We start from the raw sequence: 14,613 nt of genomic DNA on the forward strand, positions 1-14,613 counted from the left end.
ACCTTGTGCCGGCTCAGGCCGCCAGCAACTGCTTGCGGTCGACGCGCTCCTGCTGCGGCGATCGGGCATAGAGCTCGCGGTAGCATTTGGAGAAATGCGAGGCCGAGACGAAGCCGCAGGCGACCGCCACCTCGACCACCGGCATCGACGACTGGATCAGCAGATGCCTGGCGCGGTCGAGCCGGATTTCCAGATAGTAGCGGGCAGGGGACCGTCCCATCTCGGTGCGGAACAGCCGCTCGATCTGGCGGCGCGACAGGTCGACATGGTCGGCGATCTCGATCAGCGACAGCGGCTCGGACAGGTTCGCCTCCATCAGTTCGATGATGGTCAGCACCTTCGAGTTCTGTACGCCGAGGCGGGCGCGCAGCGGCAGGCGCTGGCGGTCGGTCGGGCTGCGAACGCGGTCCGTCAGCACCTGCTCGCAGACGCGGTTGACGAGGTTTTCGTCGAAATCGTCGCCGATCAGCTTCAGCATCATGTCGAGCGCCGCGGTGCCGCCGGCGCAGGTGTAGATATTCTGATCGATCTCGAAGAGGTCGGCAAAGACATTGGCCTTCGGGAACGCCTCTGAAAAGCCCGGCAGGTTCTCCCAGTGGATGGCGCAGCGCTTGTTGGACAGCAGGCCCGCGGCGGCGAGAATATGCGCGCCCGTGCACAGGCCGCCGACGGCGACGCCGCGATTGTACTCCTCGCGCAGCCACGCGAAGGCCGACTTGTTCTGGTAGCGCTCGACATTGACGCCGCTGCAGACGATGGCCATGTTCGGCCGGTCAGGGCCCGCCATCTTCTTGCGCTCTTCCTCCAGCGAGGTGTTGACCGCGCATTCGACCCCGTTCGAGGCGCGCACCGGCTTGCCGTCGATACTGGCGAGGCGCCAGCGATAGGCCTCATAGCCAAGCATGCGGTTGGCCGAGCGCAACGGGTCGAGCGCGGTCGCAAACGCGATCATGGTGAAATCGGGAATAAGAAAGAATACAAACGATCGCTTGATCGGATGCTTTACGGCGTTCAAGGGAACCTCACGCAGCCATGGCGCGAACAGGATGTCGCGATTAGCATAGCGACATCAGGAAAAACCATGTCTGTCAATCGGCTACGCGGCCAGGACACGATTAAATTTGCGACATGGGTCGCAAATGGGCAATCGGGTGTTCAGCGAGGCCTGCACGAGACGCCCAACTGTTCAGGAACAGCCAGATTACGCCTTGCGGCGGAAACAAAAACGCCGCCTTGGGAGGAACCAGGCGGCGTTGCAGTTTTAAAGCAGCGGCAGGGAAGCGCTGCCTGCAAAAAGGTTCAGGCGACGAAGCCGAGACGCGCCGCAGCCATCGCGCCGGTTTGGCCGGGCATGGTGTTGGCGAGGCGCTGACGCTCGAGAGCGGTGGTCAGGTTCATTTCGCGGCGGGCGAAGAGGCGGGCAAAAAGCTTCATGATCATCTCCATTCGGTTGCTCAGACGGGTCGCCTTCGCTTGATGGAGTGGGGCAGCTCGTTTGCTGACGCTGATATAGGCTTGTGTAAGAAAAAACTAAATCGCAAAAGCGAAGCGCTTGTTATGAAATGCGACACCGATTGCGACAAATTTGGGCAACATGCTCGAAATTTGCAATTGTTTACAAGGGACTAATTGGGAAACTGGGTCGCTATGCGGCTTGCTCATATGCGTCATGCGCTGGCGACATGGCTCCAAAACTCGTTTGAATACAAATAAAACAGAGAAGGCCTGCCGGGCGGGCCGCGCGGCAGGCCTTCAGTACATGGTACACACGATTTACTTTGCTCCAGCCCAGGATCCGACGCCGTTGCGAATGCCGGTCTTGGTGTCGGCAGCTTCAGGCCAGCCGATGTCCTTCTGCAGTTCGATCGGCAGAGAGTGGATAGCACGTTCGGTCTGGTAGCGGGCGCGGGCTGCGCTGAATTCGGTCGCGATCCGACCGATGGACGACAGGATAGACATTTCTTTCTCCTTTGGTGCTGGCAGATGCCAGACGGTGAGATGGTTACGTCGCTTTTGTTTCAACCGCATTTCATGTCGATTGCAGGTTTGTGTCGTGGTCGTTTCCGTGGCCACTTCCAATGCGTCCTGCCTCGATGGTGTTGACTATCGTCCCAATCTGATGTTCAATCAAACGAAATGGAATGATCCTTTGTATCAGAAAAATTGAAGGTCGCTTCCCATGAACGCCCCACTCAATCATCCACTGCCTCTCCTCGATCTCGACGTTTTGCGCACTTTCGTGGCGATTGCCGAGACAGGCAGCTTCACCACCGCCGCCAATGCCGTCTTCCGCACGCCGTCGGCTGTCTCCATGCAGATCAAGAAGCTGGAGGACATTCTCGGCCGCTCGGTGTTCGCGCGCGACGCCCGCTCGGTGTCGCTCACGACGGATGGCGAAATGCTGCTCGGCTATGCCCGCAGGCTGCTGTCGATCAACCGCGAGGTGGTGTCGAAATTCATCATTCCCGAGATTGTCGGCGTTGTCCGGCTTGGTTCGCCGGATGACTATGGCGAGCGCGTGCTGCCGCATGTGCTGAAGCGTTTCGCGCAATCGCATCCGTCGATCGCCGTCGATGTCACCATCGACCAGAGCAGCAATCTGCGCCGGCGCATGGACGACCGGGCGCTCGACATCACGCTCTTGACCAACTCCTACAAGACCAGTGCGCTCGGTGCCGAGGTGCTGCTCACAGAGCCGATCGTCTGGGCCGGTGCCAAGGGCGGCTGCGCGCATCTGCGCGAACCCTTGCCGGTATCGCTTTGGGAAGAGGGCTGCGCCTGGCGGGCCGGCGCACTTGAAGCGCTTGGACGCGAAGGCCGCAACTACCGCATCGCCTATATGAGCGCACACACGGCCGGCCAGCGCGCCGCGATCATGTCCGATCTCGCTGTGGCGCCGCTGCCGAAGTCATTCCTCGGCAACGACATGGTCGAACTCTGCCCCAAGGACGGCATGCCCGACATCGGCACTTACAATCTCGCGATGGTGGTGGCGCCGGACGCCAGCGCGCCGGTCAAGGCCGTCGCCGACCATATCCGCGCGACCTTCGAAGTGTTCCGGGAAACCGGCAAGTTCTGATCGCTACTCCGCCGCTTCGGCGGAGGGCGCTTCGAACCTTATCCTGCCGTCTTGCGTGATTGGCGAGCGGCTCCCGGCAAGAAAAGCGGCGATGTGCTGGCGGGCGCGGCGTGATTCCGGCATGTCGATCAGCGGCCAGACGTGGAACATGCCTTCCTCGTAGACAACCTCCACTTCGACGCCGGCGGCGCGCGCCTTTTGCGCGAAGATCAGATTGTCTGGGCTGAGCAAATCGTGCGAACCGGTCAACAGTAGCGTTTTCGGCAGCACCGAGAGGTCGCCATAGAGCGGGCTGATGTGCCAGTCGCTGCGATCGAAGCCGGCGCTGTAGAGCCGGACAGCCTCCATCCCGCCCGAAATGCCCAGCCAGGGGTCGCGGCGTTCGGCCTCGAACACTTCTGGGTTGGAAAGCGACATGTCGAGGCCGGGCGAAATCAGTACATGGCGCGACGGCAGGGGCAGGGCCTGTTCCGCGGCCATCATGGTCAGCACGACGGCCATGTTGCCGCCGGCGGAATCGCCCATGAAGACGATATCCTCGGCCTCCGTCTCGTCGAGCATCTGGCGGTAGACATCGCCGACCATGCCGAACATGGCGTGGAAATCGTGTTCGGGAGCGATCGGATAGATCGGCACGGTGATACCGTAGCCCAGCCGGTCGGCCATGTCGGCGATCAGGTGCCAGTGATAGGGCGTGATTTCAAAGACATAGGCGCCGCCGTGCAGATAAAGCATCCGCTTCTGCTCTCCGGCCTTGGGGGCGATCTCATAGACTGGAAAGCCATCGACCGTATGCATCCCGATATCGAGACGCTGATGCAGCGCGGCGGGCGGCTGGTGGTTCTCGGACTTGCGCGCGGCAGCGATCCAGCGCTGCAGGTTTTCCGGGCTGGAAAACGCCTTCTTGCGACTGTGCCGGAGCACGAAGGACACGACGTGGCTTTTCAAACTTGGCATGCGGATACACGAACTTCGGCGGCAGCCGACTAAGAGAATTCCCCTCTCTGGCGAAGATCGTACCGTGGCCGAAAATGTCAAGTTTTACGCGATGTCTACACAGTGGTGTGATCCGCGCCGTGGTGCTTGCGTCGGCGGTCAACGCCGCAACAGAAGCGCGGCGCGCAGCCGGGTGTTGCCAGGCGCCGAGGCCGCATGGGGGCTCCGACGCCTGACGAGCAGCTTGCATTTGTCGGCGAATGTCATCAGCGCGCCGTACCCAGAAGCAGCGAGATGAGCGCGGCCTGCGGGTCGTTCGGCGGCGATGCCGGCCAACCTATGTCCTTCTGGACATGCGGCGGCAGGCTGTTCATGGCCCGGATCGACTTCTTCCTGTCGTGGGCAAACTTGATGGCCGCACCATAACGGCCGAGGCTTTCGAACATCGACATCTTGGTTTCTCCGGAAGGTCACCGCGGCAGGAAGACATTTCCGGCCGGCCTTCGACGCCGGCTTAAATGCGCCGTGCATGTTTCCAGCGGATTTCACGAAAACAACGCTTTGGTTTCCGGATCAGGCAGATCCGGAAACATTTGCATACAAATGAGTTTGGCGGCTGTCGGCCTGGGCGCGACCGCTTACTCCCTGCCGCGCCGGGCCGCGTGACCTTCGCGCGAACGCCGGCGCGGTGCGGCGTCGCCGGCGACGCCGTCCTCGCTGACCGTCTTGCGCGGCGGCAGTTTCACCGCCGCCGATAGTTTCGGGAAAGGATCGACCTTGTTGGGCAGCGCCATGGCGTAGACGAAATGCTCCTGGAATTTCGGTTCCAGCGCGGTCTCGATCTTCTCGATCTTGCTGACCGTGTCCTCGATCTCGCGACGATAGCCGCGGTTGAGCAGCGCCATGCGGGCACCGGCGCCGGCGGCGTTGCCGACAGCCGAGACCTTGTCCAGATCGCAATCCGGGATCAGCCCCAGCACCATGGCGTATTTCGGATCGATGAAAGAGCCGAAGGCGCCGGCGAAATGGATGCGGTCGACATGATCGGTGTTCTGCTTTTCCATCAACAGCTTGGTGCCCGCATAAAGCGCTGCCTTGGCGAGCTGGATGGCGCGCACGTCGGTCTGGGTGATGGTGATCTTCGGCTCGCCTTCCTTCAGCACGTAGGAGAAGGTGCGGCCATTGGCGGTGACGCGCGGCGAGCGGGCGGCAAGCCCGCCATCAATGACGCCGTCCTCGGAGATGATGCCGGAGAGATACATCTCCGCGACCACCTCGATGATGCCGGAGCCGCAGATGCCGGTGACGCCGGTCGCCTGCACACTGTCGAGGAAGCCCGGCTCGTCGGACCACAATTCCGAGCCGATGACGCGATATTTCGGCTCCAGCGTGTCGGGATCGATGCGCACGCGCTCGATGGCACCGGGCGCTGCGCGCTGGCCGCCGGAGATTTCCGCGCCCTCGAAGGCGGGGCCGGTAGGCGAGGAGGCGGCGACGACGCGCGTGCGGTTGCCAAGCACGATCTCGGCATTGGTGCCGACGTCGACGATCAGCATCATCTCGTCCTGGCGATGCGGGCCTTCCGACAGCGTCACCGCCGCCGCATCGGCACCGACATGGCCGGCGATGCAAGGCAGCATGTAGAGCCGGGCGCCCTGGTTGAGCTTCAGGCCGATATCGGAGGCCTTGACGTGCACCGCGCCCGAAACGGCCAGCGCGAAGGGCGCGCCGCCAAGCTCGGTCGGGTCGATGCCGAGGAACAGATGGTGCATGATCGGATTGCCGACGAAGACGGAATCCAGGATGTCGTTGCGCTGGACATTGCCTTCGGCGCAGACCTTGTCGACCAGACCTGAGATCGCTTCGCGCACGGCGACCGTCATGCCCTCGCGACCGTCGGGGTTCATCATCACATAGGAGACGCGGCTCATCAGATCCTCGCCGAAGCGGATCTGCGGGTTCGACGTGCCCGACGAGGCGGCGACGCGGCCCGACAGCAGCGACACCAGATGCATGGCAATGGTAGTCGAGCCGATATCGCAGGCCAGCCCATAGGCTTCGTTCTTGAGGCCCGGCCACAAAGCGATGACCCGTGCGGTCTCCGAGTCGGCGTCCTTGTAGATGGCAGCGGTGGCGGTCCAGTTGCCCTTGCGCAGAATGCCTTGCACTTGCGGCAAAAGATAAAAATCGAAGTCCAGGCTCTTGAGGTTCCAGTCCTTCATCAGGGCGATCTTGAGGCGGTCGAGATCGCCGAGCGGCTTGTGCATGTCGGGCTCTTCGATCTCGACATAGCACATGCGGATCGCCGCATCGCGGGCGATCACCCTGGTGTCGGCATCCTTGCGGATGGTTTGCGCGTTGATGACCGTGTCCTGCGGCACGTCGATGACGAGGTCGCCGAGAATCTGCGCCGAGCAGGATAGGCGCCGTCGTTCGGGCAGGCCACGGACGCGCTCATAGCGCTCTTCCTTGGCGCCCTTGGGTGTGATGTGGTCGTTGGAGGAGACGATCTTATGCTTGGCGAAATTGCCTTCCTGCACTTCGATCTGGCAGCGCCCACAGGTGGCGCGACCGCCACAGACGCTTTCGACATAGACGCCGAGCTGGCGCGCGGCATCGAGCACCGGCGTGCCGACAGGAAACCGGCCGCGCTTGCCCGACGGCATGAACAGCACGAGCGGATCGGTGATGTTGGCAGGTGAATTCATGCTTGCACGCGTCTCGATGACGATTGTCGATGCCGTCTAACGGATCGTTTGACTAATGGGCGGAGTGTTTGATGGTCCAGAGGCCAATCATGTCCGATCTCCTCCTGTCCGCCATAATAACCGCTTTTACCATGGTGCGCCTGCTGCGCGGCCCATGGCTGCGCAATCCGCAATATCTGGCGTCCGGTATCGTCGGCGCGATTGTCGGAGCCCTGCTGCTCCATGGGTTCTGGCCGGCAGCCGACGACGACTTCATTGTCGGCGGGCTGACCGGCATTTTCGGATCGTGGGCGGGAATGGTGCTGTTCGACGCCATTGTGGGCACGGCCTGACCGAAACGCACACCGTCCCGACGGCATCATCTGCACGATCGGTTCGGTGAGGTTTGCAGGACGGTCCACGATTGCGCGCTTATCCCCGACCCATCCGGGCTTCACGGCCGCCACGGCGGCGTCCACCATTGCCGGCGCCTTCGCCCGGCGCATTGACTTGCGTCGGGGCGGCCACCGCCTGGCCGCCTTCGGCCGGCTTGTAGTCCTTGTAGGTGCGAATCCAGTTGGTGCAGTTCTCGTCGGTGCCGTTGAGCACATTGGCACCGCGCACGGCTTCCATTTCCTGCGGACGCACGGGGTTCATGATGGCGCTCGTCATGCCGGCGCCTATCACCATCGGAATGAAAGCGGCATTGATGCCGTGGCGGTGCGGCAGGCCGAAGGAGATGTTGGAGAGGCCGCAGGTGGTGTTGACCTTGAGCTCTTCGCGCAGGCGACGCAGCAGCGCGAACACCTGGCGGCCGGCATCGCCGAGCGCGCCGATCGGCATCACCAGCGGGTCGACGACGACGTCATGCGCGGGAATGCCGAAATCGGCGCAGCGCTGCACGATCTTCTTGGCGACGGCGAAACGCACATCCGGATCCATCGAAATGCCGGTCTCGTCGTTGGAGATGGCGACGACAGGGACGTTGTACTTCTTGACCAGCGGCAGGATGGCCTCGAGCTTTTCTTCCTCGCCGGTGACGGAGTTGACCAGCGGCCGGCCCTTGGCGACCTTCAACGCTGCCTCGATCGCGGCGGTGACCGACGAGTCGATCGACAAAGGCAGGTCGACCAGGCCCTGGACGATCTCCAGCGTCTGCACCAGCAGGCCGGGTTCGGTCTCGTTGGGGTTGACCGAGGTGACGCCGGCGTTGACGTCGAGCATGGTGGCGCCACAGGCTGCTTGCTCGAGCGCATCCCTGATGACCGTCTCGAAATTGCCCACGATCATCTCGGCGGCCAGCTTCTTGCGGCCGGTCGGATTGATGCGTTCGCCAATCACGCAGAATGGCTGGTCGAAGCCGATGATGATTTCTCGTGTCGCCGAGGCGACGATCGTCCGGGTCATGAATTCTCTCCGCCGTGATATAAAGATTTCTTTATATCGTTGTCTGGTTTCGTTCAAGCGAACGGGTGGTCGTCCGCGCCGTCAGTGCGCGGTCTTCACCATGTCCACCTGCGTTTCGGTAATGTCGTCGTGCAGTATGTGCCCGAGCCGGTCGGCGACCATCTGGTCGTCGCGACGGATTTCGCGTTTCCACGGCTGGCGGCCCTTCAGCACGCCCGATTCATCGACGATCTCGGCGACATATTCCTCCTGGCGATAGGCCATGACATGGACGCCGGAGACGCCGGAGATTTCCTTCACCTCGTTGATGATGTCGATGCAGAGCTGCTTGCCTTCCTTCTTCTGGTCCTGCGCGCCCTCCAGCCGCTTGATGACCGAATCGGGGATGTGAATGCCCGGCACGTTGGAGCGGATCCACTTGGCCGTCTTGGCCGAGGCCAGCGGTCCGACCCCAACCAGGATGAAGCACTGTTCGGTGTAACCGAGGTCGCGCACCTTCTGCATGTAGGTGCGGAACATCGGCACGTCGAAACAATACTGGCTCTGCACGAATTGCGCGCCGGCGGCGATCTTCTTGCCCAGCCGATGCGGACGGAAGTCGATCGGCGGTGCGAACGGATTGATCGCCGCTCCAAGGAAAAGCTGCGGTGGCGTCGTCAGCTTGCGCCCGGACAGGAACTTGCCGTTGTCGCGCATGATGCGGCAGGTTTCCAGGAGCGACATGCAATCGAGGTCGAAGACCGGCTTGGCGCCGGGCTGGTCGCCGGCCTGCACGCCATCGCCGGTCAGGCACAGCATGTTGGCGACGCCCATCGCGGCCCCGCCCAGCACGTCGCCCTGGATGGCGATGCGGTTCTTGTCGCGGCAGGCGATTTGCATGATCGGCGCATAGCCCATGCGGGTCAAAAGCGCACAGATGCCGACCGACGACATGTGGCAGTTGGCGCCCGAAGCGTCGACGGCGTTGATGGCATCGACCCAGCCGTCGAATATCTTCGCCCGGTTGTAGACGTCTTCCGGGTCGGCACTGTCGGGCGGGTTGAGTTCGGTGGTGACCGCGAATTCACCACGCCGCAGGACACGTTCCAGCCGGCCGCGCGAGGTGTGGCCGGGCAGGGGATCGAGCGGCAGATGGATGCCGGCCGGGTTCTCGTCGCGCTGGCTTCCGATCATGCCGATGCCCCGGTGTTTGCCGCCCCATTCTTGGCGGCAGCGGCGGCTTCGCGCGCGGCGGCCGCCTGCGCTGTAACTCGCAGCCAGGCCGAGGTTTCGCGCAGCGACTGATCGACCGGCTTCTGCACGGTCAGGATCCTGTCGTTGTGGACCATGTTTTGCGAGCCTTCCCAGGCCTTGACCCAGACGCAGGGCATGTCAGGCTCGACCTCGCAATTGCCGTTGGCGCGCACGCCGCCGCACGGGCCGTTGCGCAATTGCTTGGGGCAGTTCATCGGGCACGACATGCCGGTCGAGGACAATATGCATTGGCCGCACATGCGGCAGTCGAACATGAAGCCCTTGACGCGCTTCTCGACAAATTTGACCGGCCCTTCGACACGACCGTAGCCGATGCCCTTCCACAAGGGGTGGAGGAGCAGGAACATGTCGGCGAATCTGGCATAGAACCATTCGAGCAATCGCGAATGCCGCACAGACCACAATCTGACCGCGAAGGAACGCTGCACGCGGCGCTGCGGCGACACGTCGGCCGGCTTGTAGTCGGATTTCGGCGCTGCCTTTTTGACCAGAGTGGCCTGGGTAACCGTTGGCTGGGTGTCAGACATTGTCTTTGCCGCCCGACTTGACCAGAGCGACCAGCCGCTCACGGTCGTATTTCGTGTCGATGTCCTGGAAAGCCTTTTCGACCTCGGCTTCGAGATCATCGCCGACCGGAACAGGATCGGCCTTGCGCCATTCGGCCAGATAGTCGTCGGTGCCGCCGGCGCCGGTGCGCATGGCGCACATGTCGATCGCTTCGGTGAAGCGCAGCGGCAGTTCGCGCTTGGCGTTCTGCCGGCCCTTCTTGACGATGACCTGGGCAGGGATGTCGCGCCAGTAGACGACGATCAGATCGGCCATGAATTCTCACTCCTCGATGGAGCGAGCATTGCCGGAAGCGCAGTTGGGCCGCTTGTTATGGGACGACGCGCGCGCATTCAAAAGCGACGCATTCGGATGTCGTAAAATGAAAGGTGCGTTTATTCGTTCGCGGGGCGCACCGGCGGCAGGGTCGGCGTGCCGAAAAGCCGTCTGGCCTTGTCCGGCTCCGGGCTGACGAGACCTACCAGATTCCGGTTCTGAGGCCGGTCCAGAGGTAGAACCAGATCGTCGGGTGATACCATTGTTTCGATGACAGGCCCGGGTCGATGGTGGTAAGTTTTCCGGCCAGCACATCGCTGACCGCTTCGACGCAGATGTCGCGCGAAAACGCCGCCTGGCGTAGCGCGTAGCTTGAAATGCTGTCGCCGCGTTTGGGCTGAGCGCGCACCTGTTTCAACACCGCGCCCGTATCGACGCCGGCATCGACCAGATGCACGGTGGTGCCGAAATTCTGCGCATCACCTGATGCCAGAGCCCAATAGCCGCCATTCATGCCGCGATATTTCGGCGTGATGCCGGCGTGATAGTTGAGCACCGGGCAGGGCATTTTGCGCAGCATCTCGGCCGAGATCAGTCGGCAACCGTTGAGCAGCACGACGCCTGGCTGGATCTTTTGGATCGCCTGCAGGCACTCAGGCCCATTGGCCGAGGCCACCTGGATAATCTCCTGGCCTGGTCGCGGCTCAACCTCCAGTCTCTCCTCGGCGATCAATCGCGCGCCATGGCGAGCCAGCAGCCGCTTGCCCACCCTGCTCAGCACCATCGTGCCAAGCTGGCCCATGGCCGAGACCCAACCCTGGCGGCGAGCCCGACCACGCAGCAATTGCTTTTTGGATTCAGGGGTCTCGAGAATGACGCTGACAGGACCGACGCGATCGGCGATTGCGTTGATCATGGCCCAGACATGCTGGCCGCCGCCGGTCACGACGACGATCGACGCACTGGTTCCAACCGGTGAAGACATGGCCCGCTTTCCTGCCTTGCACGCGGCCGGCTGCCGCATGCTGGCCGGATTTGTGCCGGAATGGGGTTAAATCTTGATGACCACGCTCAGCGCTTGAACTCGATGATGTCGAGCTTCGATTCGTAGTAGGGCGCGGGAAGTTCGATGCGCCATTCGCCGGCACCGGTGCGGAAGGCATAGCCGACCTGGTCGGTCTGTGGGCCGTTGCCATAAGGCTTTGCCCGATCGTTGTTGACGGAGCCGGAGCCGAGATAGATGGCGCGCTTCTCGCCATCGTCGAAAAAGCGGCCCTGGGTTCGCTGCGAGCCGCTGATCTTTTCAAGCCGCCAGCCGGAACCATCGTCGGTCACCTTGCATTTGAACCAGCCATAGATGACGAGCGGGCTCAAACCGCCTGCCTTGATGGTGCGGCACTGCCAGTTGCCGGTCAGGTCCTTGTCGGAAAACGCCACCATCGGTTTTGCCAGCAAGGCGTCGAGCTGCTTGACCTCGGCGGGATCTCCCGCTTTCGCTTCGGCCAGCGCCGCCTTGCGGGTCTCGCCATATCTGTCGAGCCGTGTCTTGTCGGCGGCGGTGATCAGTTTCTGTACCTCACCATCGGCAAGCGCGGGAAGGGTGAAGCAGAGCAGACCGACAGCGGCGATCAGTGGACGAAGGATCATAGGAGGCCTCCCGGTTGACGTCTCGAGCAGCGCCGCTGCGGACCTGGTGCATAACTTATCGGGTCGCTGGCGCCTGTCATCCGTGCTTAACAGCGTCACGGTCAAAAATCATAGTGTGACGAATGCGAATCTTGCTCACGGGATCGTCGGGTTGGCTGGGCAGCGCGCTGGCGCCGCGCCTGCGGGCCCTTGGCCACGATGTCACCGGCCTCGATCCCGTTCCATCGAGGGAGACCCAGATAGTCGGCTCGATCGCCGATCGTGATCTTGTCCTACGCACTGCCCGTGACAACCGGATCGAGGCGATCATCCACAGCGGTGCGCTGCATAAGCCCAATATCGAGAACCGCGCCAACAGCGATTTTGTCGCCACCAACGTGCAAGGCACGCTGAACCTGCTCGATGCAGCGGTGGTGTCCGGCGTGGAGCGTTTCGTCTTCACGTCGACGACCTCGCTGATGATTTCGCAGGCGATACGCGACGGGTTCAAGGGTGGCGCTCGCAAGGCCGCCTGGCTGACGGAAGCGATGTCGCCCGAGCCGCGCAACATCTACGGCGTCACCAAGCTTTCGGCCGAACATCTCTGCCGCCTCTATCATATCCAGCATGGCCTGCCGGTGGTGGTGCTGCGCACCGCCCGCTTCTTTCCCGAAGCCGACGACATGGCGCATGCAATCGAACAGTCGGATGCCAACACCAAGGCCAATGAACTGCTGTTTCGCCGGTTGACGGTAGAGGACGCGGCCGCTGCCCACATCCTTGCCCTCGAAAAGGCGCAGCAGCTGGGTTTCGACATTTTCATCGTGTCGGCGCCGACGCCTTTCCGGCCCGATGATTGCGCGGCACTGATCGCCGACGCCCCGTCGGTCGTCGCGCGCTATTTTCCGGAATTTCCGGCGCTCTATGCGCGAAAAAGCTGGACGATGTTTGCCTCCATCGACCGCGTCTATGACGCCTCGCGGGCAAGCGACAGGCTGGGGTTCGTCTGCAGGACAAGCTTTGCCGATGTGCTTGCGGAGCTGCGGGCGGAAGTGGGAACCGCCTAGCCGGCGTGTAGCGCGGCCTGTGCCATTCCGGCCGTCAGGTCGCCATAGCCGGTTGCGCGGCGCTCATAGGCGAGGCCGAGCAGTTTTGCGGCTTTTTCCGCCACCTTGTCCAACTCCGCATCGTTGGTCTGGGCGAGGTAGATCAGCTTCTCGTAATTGCCGAAATAGTCCTTGATCAGCTCCGGGTGCTTGTCGAGGCCGAGCGGCTTCATGAAGAAGGCGTCGAACTGACGGCACAGGAAATCGGTCATGTAGAAGGACATCATGTCGTCATCGGCGATTTTCGCATAGGCCTCCATGCCTTGATAGAAGGCGAAGCAATGCGGGCCGGCCATGCGCTCGACGCCGTGCTTTTCGCAGATCCGGTCGAGCAGGCCACCGGTGCCGCAATCGGCATAGCCGACGAAGATGTGTTCGTAGCCGTCCGCCTTGGCCTTTTCGATGGCCTTGTCCATGGCCGGCGCGATGCGGTCGGGATAGAAATGGAATTCTGCCGGCAGGCAGGTCAGGTCGAGGTGATTGAGTCCGAGCTGTTCCTTGACGACCAACACCTCGCGCGCAATCATTCCGCAGGCGATGACGAGCAGCCTGTCCGCTTGGTCTGGTTTCCTCTTTTTTGTCTTGGCCATGGAACCAGCTGAGCCGGCTTTCGTTGCTGTGGGGCGAGTCTACCGAGAGAGGGATAAACCGTCCATGAAAACATCCACATATGCAGTCATCGCGCTGCTCGCCAGTGCGCTTTTGGTTTCGGCCTGCGCAAACACGATCCGTGGCGTCGGCAAGGATGCTGCCAACACCGTCAACGCTACCCAGAACGCCGGCAAGAGAGTTGCCACCGCCGCGAACTAGCGTCGCGGGAGCCAGCTCTGCCCAAGTAAAACGGCCGCCATGATTGGGCGGCCTTTTCTTTTCAGGCCGAAGCGCGCACGTTGTGCTTGCGCTTCATGAAGTCCTTGGCGGTCTCGACCGCCACCGCGGCGTCGCGGCAATAGGCGTCGGCGCCGACGGCCTTGCCGAATTCCTCGTTCAGCGGCGCACCGCCGACCAGCACGACATAGTCGTCGCGGATGCCCTTTTCCTTCATCGTGTCGATGACGACCTTCATGTAGGGCATGGTCGTGGTCAGCAGTGCCGACATGCCGATGATGTCGGGCTGGTGCTGCTCGATCGCATCGAGATACTTCTCGACCGCATTGTTGATGCCGAGGTCGATGACGTCGAAGCCGGCACCTTCCATCATCATGCCGACGAGGTTCTTGCCGATGTCGTGGATGTCACCCTTGACGGTGCCGATGACCATCTTGCCCTGCTTCGGCGCGCCGGTGGCGGCAAGCAGCGGACGCAGGATGAACATGCCGGCCTTCATCGCATTGGCCGACAACAGCACCTCGGGAACGAACAGGATGCCGTCGCGAAAATCCTCGCCGACGATGCGCATGCCTTCGACCAGCGCTTCGGTCAGCACCTTGTAAGGTACCCAGCCGCGCTCGAGCAGGATCTGCGTGCCTTCCTCGATCTCTTCCTTCAGCCCGTCGTAGAGATCGTCGTGCATCTGTTGCACCAACTCGTCGTCGGAAAGTTCGGAAAGGATGATCTCGTCGTCGGACATTTGTATCGAGCTCCTGCCGGCATCGCGACTGCGTCGCAAGGCACACAATATTCGCGTTCATACCTAACCCGCTGAGGGCATGTATCCATAGCTGATTTGCGACTTCCCGCAAAAGGAAAGCGACCG

The 14,613-nt window shown here is 62.2% G+C and carries 18 protein-coding genes; 4 read left to right on the forward strand and 14 right to left on the reverse strand.

The genetic code is table 11. The features are described 5' to 3' along the window. Positions 1-13: 13 nt before the first annotated feature. The 3 genes from HNQ71_RS15950 to HNQ71_RS15955 form a co-directional block, all read right to left on the reverse strand. Positions 14-952, reverse strand: a complete 939-nt coding sequence (locus HNQ71_RS15950; RefSeq protein ID WP_425352300.1) for a GlxA family transcriptional regulator — start codon at positions 950-952, stop codon at positions 14-16. Between the two features lie 347 nt (positions 953-1,299). Beyond that, the gene (locus HNQ71_RS35505) at positions 1,300-1,434 is read right to left on the reverse strand and encodes a hypothetical protein (protein ID WP_013894968.1); all 135 of its coding nucleotides are present in this window, start codon (positions 1,432-1,434) and stop codon (positions 1,300-1,302) included. Between the two features lie 339 nt (positions 1,435-1,773). After that, complete coding sequence (locus HNQ71_RS15955) at positions 1,774-1,959, reverse strand: hypothetical protein (RefSeq protein ID WP_184874366.1); 186 nt, start codon at positions 1,957-1,959, stop codon at positions 1,774-1,776. Positions 1,960-2,179: 220 nt separating this feature from the next. Here HNQ71_RS15955 and HNQ71_RS15960 point away from each other — a divergent pair, with 220 nt between their 5' ends. Next, positions 2,180-3,079, forward strand: a complete 900-nt coding sequence (locus tag HNQ71_RS15960; RefSeq protein ID WP_095087339.1) for a LysR substrate-binding domain-containing protein — start codon at positions 2,180-2,182, stop codon at positions 3,077-3,079. A 3-nt stretch (positions 3,080-3,082) separates the two neighbouring features. Here the strand turns inward: HNQ71_RS15960 and HNQ71_RS15965 are convergent, their stop codons facing one another. The 3 genes from HNQ71_RS15965 to HNQ71_RS15975 all read right to left on the reverse strand — a co-directional run bounded on the left by HNQ71_RS15965 (position 3,083) and on the right by HNQ71_RS15975 (position 6,723). Next, positions 3,083-4,036 carry an alpha/beta hydrolase fold domain-containing protein gene (locus tag HNQ71_RS15965; protein ID WP_184873524.1) on the reverse strand — a complete coding sequence of 318 codons (954 nt, stop codon included), beginning with the start codon at positions 4,034-4,036 and terminating at the stop codon, positions 3,083-3,085. Between the two features lie 245 nt (positions 4,037-4,281). After that, positions 4,282-4,467, reverse strand: coding sequence for a hypothetical protein (locus HNQ71_RS15970; RefSeq protein ID WP_184873525.1), 186 nt, complete (start codon positions 4,465-4,467; stop codon positions 4,282-4,284). Between the two features lie 186 nt (positions 4,468-4,653). Then, positions 4,654-6,723, reverse strand: a complete 2,070-nt coding sequence (locus tag HNQ71_RS15975) for an ASKHA domain-containing protein (RefSeq protein WP_184873526.1) — start codon at positions 6,721-6,723, stop codon at positions 4,654-4,656. 89 nt (positions 6,724-6,812) lie between these two features. Here HNQ71_RS15975 and HNQ71_RS15980 point away from each other — a divergent pair, with 89 nt between their 5' ends. Next, entirely contained in the window at positions 6,813-7,055 is a 243-nt protein-coding gene (locus HNQ71_RS15980; protein WP_246461590.1) for a hypothetical protein, read from the forward strand. 79 nt (positions 7,056-7,134) lie between these two features. Here HNQ71_RS15980 and HNQ71_RS15985 read toward each other — a convergent pair whose 3' ends face one another. The 6 genes from HNQ71_RS15985 to HNQ71_RS16010 form a co-directional block, all read right to left on the reverse strand. Continuing rightward, positions 7,135-8,109 carry a methyltetrahydrofolate cobalamin methyltransferase gene (locus tag HNQ71_RS15985; protein WP_184873528.1) on the reverse strand — a complete coding sequence of 325 codons (975 nt, stop codon included), beginning with the start codon at positions 8,107-8,109 and terminating at the stop codon, positions 7,135-7,137. 81 nt (positions 8,110-8,190) lie between these two features. After that, positions 8,191-9,282: a methylenetetrahydrofolate reductase gene (locus HNQ71_RS15990; RefSeq protein ID WP_184873529.1), complete on the reverse strand. Its 1,092-nt coding sequence runs from the start codon at positions 9,280-9,282 to the stop codon at positions 8,191-8,193. Further along, positions 9,279-9,890: a methylenetetrahydrofolate reductase C-terminal domain-containing protein gene (locus tag HNQ71_RS15995; RefSeq protein WP_184873530.1), complete on the reverse strand. Its 612-nt coding sequence runs from the start codon at positions 9,888-9,890 to the stop codon at positions 9,279-9,281. The genes HNQ71_RS15990 and HNQ71_RS15995 overlap by 4 nt, the downstream gene beginning before the upstream one ends. After that, complete coding sequence (locus HNQ71_RS16000; RefSeq protein ID WP_184873531.1) at positions 9,883-10,185, reverse strand: virulence factor; 303 nt, start codon at positions 10,183-10,185, stop codon at positions 9,883-9,885. The genes HNQ71_RS15995 and HNQ71_RS16000 overlap by 8 nt, the downstream gene beginning before the upstream one ends. A gap of 202 nt (positions 10,186-10,387) precedes the next feature. Then, entirely contained in the window at positions 10,388-11,170 is a 783-nt protein-coding gene (locus HNQ71_RS16005) for a formyl transferase (protein ID WP_184873532.1), read from the reverse strand. A gap of 86 nt (positions 11,171-11,256) precedes the next feature. Next, positions 11,257-11,832, reverse strand: a complete 576-nt coding sequence (locus HNQ71_RS16010) for a DUF4893 domain-containing protein (RefSeq protein ID WP_184873533.1) — start codon at positions 11,830-11,832, stop codon at positions 11,257-11,259. Positions 11,833-11,954: 122 nt separating this feature from the next. Here HNQ71_RS16010 and HNQ71_RS16015 point away from each other — a divergent pair, with 122 nt between their 5' ends. Next, positions 11,955-12,878: an NAD-dependent epimerase/dehydratase family protein gene (locus HNQ71_RS16015; protein WP_184873534.1), complete on the forward strand. Its 924-nt coding sequence runs from the start codon at positions 11,955-11,957 to the stop codon at positions 12,876-12,878. Here HNQ71_RS16015 and HNQ71_RS16020 read toward each other — a convergent pair. Beyond that, positions 12,875-13,507 (reverse strand): DUF1638 domain-containing protein, encoded by a 633-nt coding sequence (locus HNQ71_RS16020; RefSeq protein ID WP_184873535.1) that lies wholly within the window; start codon positions 13,505-13,507, stop codon positions 12,875-12,877. The genes HNQ71_RS16015 and HNQ71_RS16020 overlap by 4 nt on opposite strands. 64 nt (positions 13,508-13,571) lie before the next feature. Here HNQ71_RS16020 and HNQ71_RS16025 point away from each other — a divergent pair, with 64 nt between their 5' ends. Next, complete coding sequence (locus tag HNQ71_RS16025) at positions 13,572-13,727, forward strand: entericidin domain-containing protein (protein ID WP_111547486.1); 156 nt, start codon at positions 13,572-13,574, stop codon at positions 13,725-13,727. Positions 13,728-13,788: 61 nt separating this feature from the next. On the opposite strand, the gene HNQ71_RS16030 is transcribed toward HNQ71_RS16025, so the two are convergent. Further along, positions 13,789-14,487: a corrinoid protein gene (locus HNQ71_RS16030; protein WP_184873536.1), complete on the reverse strand. Its 699-nt coding sequence runs from the start codon at positions 14,485-14,487 to the stop codon at positions 13,789-13,791. Positions 14,488-14,613: the final 126 nt, after the last annotated feature.

The organism is Mesorhizobium sangaii, from assembly GCF_014207355.1.
Classification (GTDB): Bacteria; Pseudomonadota; Alphaproteobacteria; order Rhizobiales; family Rhizobiaceae; genus Mesorhizobium; species Mesorhizobium sangaii.

Coding starts and splice junctions, on each gene's coding strand:
- HNQ71_RS15985 (WP_184873528.1), bottom strand. CDS start 8,109: ATGACCCGGACGATCGTCGCCTCGGCGACACGAGAAATCATCATCGGC.
- HNQ71_RS16030 (WP_184873536.1), bottom strand. CDS start 14,487: ATGTCCGACGACGAGATCATCCTTTCCGAACTTTCCGACGACGAGTTG.
- HNQ71_RS15975 (WP_184873526.1), bottom strand. CDS start 6,723: ATGAATTCACCTGCCAACATCACCGATCCGCTCGTGCTGTTCATGCCG.
- HNQ71_RS16025 (WP_111547486.1), top strand. CDS start 13,572: ATGAAAACATCCACATATGCAGTCATCGCGCTGCTCGCCAGTGCGCTT.
- HNQ71_RS16005 (WP_184873532.1), bottom strand. CDS start 11,170: ATGTCTTCACCGGTTGGAACCAGTGCGTCGATCGTCGTCGTGACCGGC.
- HNQ71_RS35505 (WP_013894968.1), bottom strand. CDS start 1,434: ATGAAGCTTTTTGCCCGCCTCTTCGCCCGCCGCGAAATGAACCTGACC.
- HNQ71_RS15995 (WP_184873530.1), bottom strand. CDS start 9,890: ATGTCTGACACCCAGCCAACGGTTACCCAGGCCACTCTGGTCAAAAAG.
- HNQ71_RS15980 (WP_246461590.1), top strand. CDS start 6,813: ATGTCCGATCTCCTCCTGTCCGCCATAATAACCGCTTTTACCATGGTG.
- HNQ71_RS15950 (WP_425352300.1), bottom strand. CDS start 952: ATGATCGCGTTTGCGACCGCGCTCGACCCGTTGCGCTCGGCCAACCGC.
- HNQ71_RS16015 (WP_184873534.1), top strand. CDS start 11,955: ATGCGAATCTTGCTCACGGGATCGTCGGGTTGGCTGGGCAGCGCGCTG.
- HNQ71_RS15955 (WP_184874366.1), bottom strand. CDS start 1,959: ATGTCTATCCTGTCGTCCATCGGTCGGATCGCGACCGAATTCAGCGCA.
- HNQ71_RS16020 (WP_184873535.1), bottom strand. CDS start 13,507: ATGGCCAAGACAAAAAAGAGGAAACCAGACCAAGCGGACAGGCTGCTC.
- HNQ71_RS16000 (WP_184873531.1), bottom strand. CDS start 10,185: ATGGCCGATCTGATCGTCGTCTACTGGCGCGACATCCCTGCCCAGGTC.
- HNQ71_RS15990 (WP_184873529.1), bottom strand. CDS start 9,282: ATGATCGGAAGCCAGCGCGACGAGAACCCGGCCGGCATCCATCTGCCG.
- HNQ71_RS15965 (WP_184873524.1), bottom strand. CDS start 4,036: ATGCCAAGTTTGAAAAGCCACGTCGTGTCCTTCGTGCTCCGGCACAGT.
- HNQ71_RS15960 (WP_095087339.1), top strand. CDS start 2,180: ATGAACGCCCCACTCAATCATCCACTGCCTCTCCTCGATCTCGACGTT.
- HNQ71_RS15970 (WP_184873525.1), bottom strand. CDS start 4,467: ATGTCGATGTTCGAAAGCCTCGGCCGTTATGGTGCGGCCATCAAGTTT.
- HNQ71_RS16010 (WP_184873533.1), bottom strand. CDS start 11,832: ATGATCCTTCGTCCACTGATCGCCGCTGTCGGTCTGCTCTGCTTCACC.